Origin of the sequence: Actinocrinis sp. (genome assembly GCF_035946395.1) — a bacterium.
Taxonomy (GTDB): domain Bacteria; phylum Actinomycetota; class Actinomycetes; order Streptomycetales; family Catenulisporaceae; genus Actinocrinis.
On the sequence record NZ_DASYZI010000139.1, the window covers coordinates 1 to 1,988 of the forward strand.

A 1,988-nucleotide genomic window follows, 5' to 3' on the forward strand; every position below is an offset into this window, starting at 1 on the left:
CGGCATCAAGATCCCCGACCGCGAGATGAAGCAGCTGATGAAACAGCACGTCACACCCCACGCGTTCCACGGCGAATGGAACTACGACATCACCGCGCCCGAAACGCCCAAATGAGCGTGTCATTCATTTCCAAGCCCTAACGCCACACATCAACACTACACATAAAGCCATATCTTGACACAAATACGGTGACGCCACGCCCTGACCCAGGCCGGGGCGTCACCGTCTATTGATCACTCCCCGTCGAGCCAGCCCGCGACCGCCTCCCGCAGCCGGCCCACCGCCTCGGGCAGTTCCTCGGCACCGCTCACCAGGCGTTCGAAAGCGTCGAGGTGCGCGTCCACGACACCACGGCTCGGCACGGTGGCGCACAGCTCGGAGCTGATCGCGGCAAGTTCGCGGCCTGCTTCCGCCTGTGCCGAGCGCTCCAGGACGTTGCGCCGCTCCTCGAAGGTGCGGCCGAGAGCGTACATCGCGGCACCGACCTCCTCGCGCGGCGTGGCCGGCGCGCGACGCAGGCGGTTGGTGATCGCGTTGAGCATGGCGCCGCCGCCCAGGAAGACGAGTTCGAACTTCTCCTTGGCCACTGGTTCCTCCATGTGCGCGTCGGATCGGCTGATGGGAGTACGAACACAGAGTCGAGCCGAAGCCGCGAGCGCGCAATGGGTCATCCGAGCACGTGCGTGGTCCAGGTCGCCCGATCGGTGCCGAGGACGGTGATCGTGTGGTAGTAGTCGACGATGCCGCTGGCGGTCCCGGCCACCATCCGATCTCCCCCCGCTCGCAGCACACATGAGTGAGTTCACACCTACTCAATGCACCATGACGCCGAAGCGTTGCACACTGATGTGCGGCCTCGCGTGTGCGGATACATTCCCACCATGAGTGATGGGGAGCAGGGGCCCGAACTGACGGCGTCAGCGAGTGGCGTGGAGGCCCGCGCAGGCGACGCCGAGCGGGAGCAGGTGGCTGAGAAGCTTCGGGTCGCCGCAGGCGAGGGCCGCATCGACCTCGCCGAACTGGAGGAGAGACTCGAACGGGCCTACCAGGCGAAGACGTACCGCGAACTCGACGCCTTGTTGGCCGACCTTCCCGACAAGCGGCCGCCCGGACCACTCGCCACACCCGTCGCGGAAGCGATGCTACTGAAGACCCATGGGAGCGACGTCAAGCAGAACGGCCGATGGACCGTTCCGCGCAAGATAGTCGCCGAGTGCGGCTTGGTGAACATCGTGATCGACTTCACCGAGGCGCTCTGCGCGCATCCCGACGTCACAGTAGAGGCAAGCTGCGGACTGGGAAACATCAAACTGATCGTGCCGCGAGGCTGGACGATACGGATCGACGGGTCGAGCACCAACACCTCGCACATCAGCAACAAGGCCACCGCGCCGACAGACCCAGCCGCCCCGATACTCACACTCATAGGCCACCCGCGATCCGGCCACATCAGAATCAGGCACCCACGTCGATAGCAGCCGCATCGACGGCCTGCCGGGCTCCGGCGTGACCGCGGTGGCCTTGAACGTCACGACGACCAGGGCGACCAGGGCGACCAGGGCGACCAGGGCGACCAACAACGGATACATCACCGTCTACCCGGACGGCAGTACACGGCCGCTCACCTCAAACCTCGGCTTCTCGGCCGGACAAACCCTCGCGAACACCGTGATCGTGCAAGTCGGCACGGACGGATACGTCGAGTTGGCCAACGTCAACGCCGGCACCACGCATTTGGTCGCCGACCTCGAAGGCTGCTACTCGCCGGACGGCGTTTCCAGCTACCACTCCGTCGCTCAGACGCGCCTGCTGGACATCCGGAAGACCAAGTCGCCGATCCCGGCCAGCGGCAACGTGCGGCTGAACCTCGGTGCCGCATTTCCCGGCATCAGTGCGGCGATGCTCAACCTGACCGTCGTGAACGCCACCGGCGGCGGCTACCTGACCGCATATCCGGACGGCGAGAACGCGCCGACGGTCTCGAACC

The 1,988-nt window shown here is 65.4% G+C and carries 2 protein-coding genes and 1 pseudogene; 2 read left to right on the forward strand and 1 reads right to left on the reverse strand.

Going from position 1 to position 1,988, the window contains the following annotated elements; translation table 11 throughout:
• Window positions 1-234: 234 nt before the first annotated feature.
• Window positions 235-600 carry a hypothetical protein gene (locus VGS97_RS08650; protein ID WP_326852756.1) on the reverse strand — a complete coding sequence of 122 codons (366 nt, stop codon included), beginning with the start codon at window positions 598-600 and terminating at the stop codon, window positions 235-237.
• A 282-nt stretch (window positions 601-882) separates the two neighbouring features.
• Here VGS97_RS08650 and VGS97_RS08655 point away from each other — a divergent pair, with 282 nt between their 5' ends.
• Window positions 883-1,476 carry a DUF1707 SHOCT-like domain-containing protein gene (locus VGS97_RS08655; protein ID WP_326852759.1) on the forward strand — a complete coding sequence of 198 codons (594 nt, stop codon included), beginning with the start codon at window positions 883-885 and terminating at the stop codon, window positions 1,474-1,476.
• A gap of 31 nt (window positions 1,477-1,507) precedes the next feature.
• Window positions 1,508-1,988, forward strand: a pseudogene (locus VGS97_RS08660) (hypothetical protein); the annotation flags it as partial.

Bases quoted from the DNA above. Each gene is read 5' to 3' on its own strand.
- VGS97_RS08655 (WP_326852759.1), top strand. From the start codon at position 883: ATGAGTGATGGGGAGCAGGGGCCCGAACTGACGGCGTCAGCGAGTGGC.
- VGS97_RS08650 (WP_326852756.1), bottom strand. From the start codon at position 600: ATGGAGGAACCAGTGGCCAAGGAGAAGTTCGAACTCGTCTTCCTGGGC.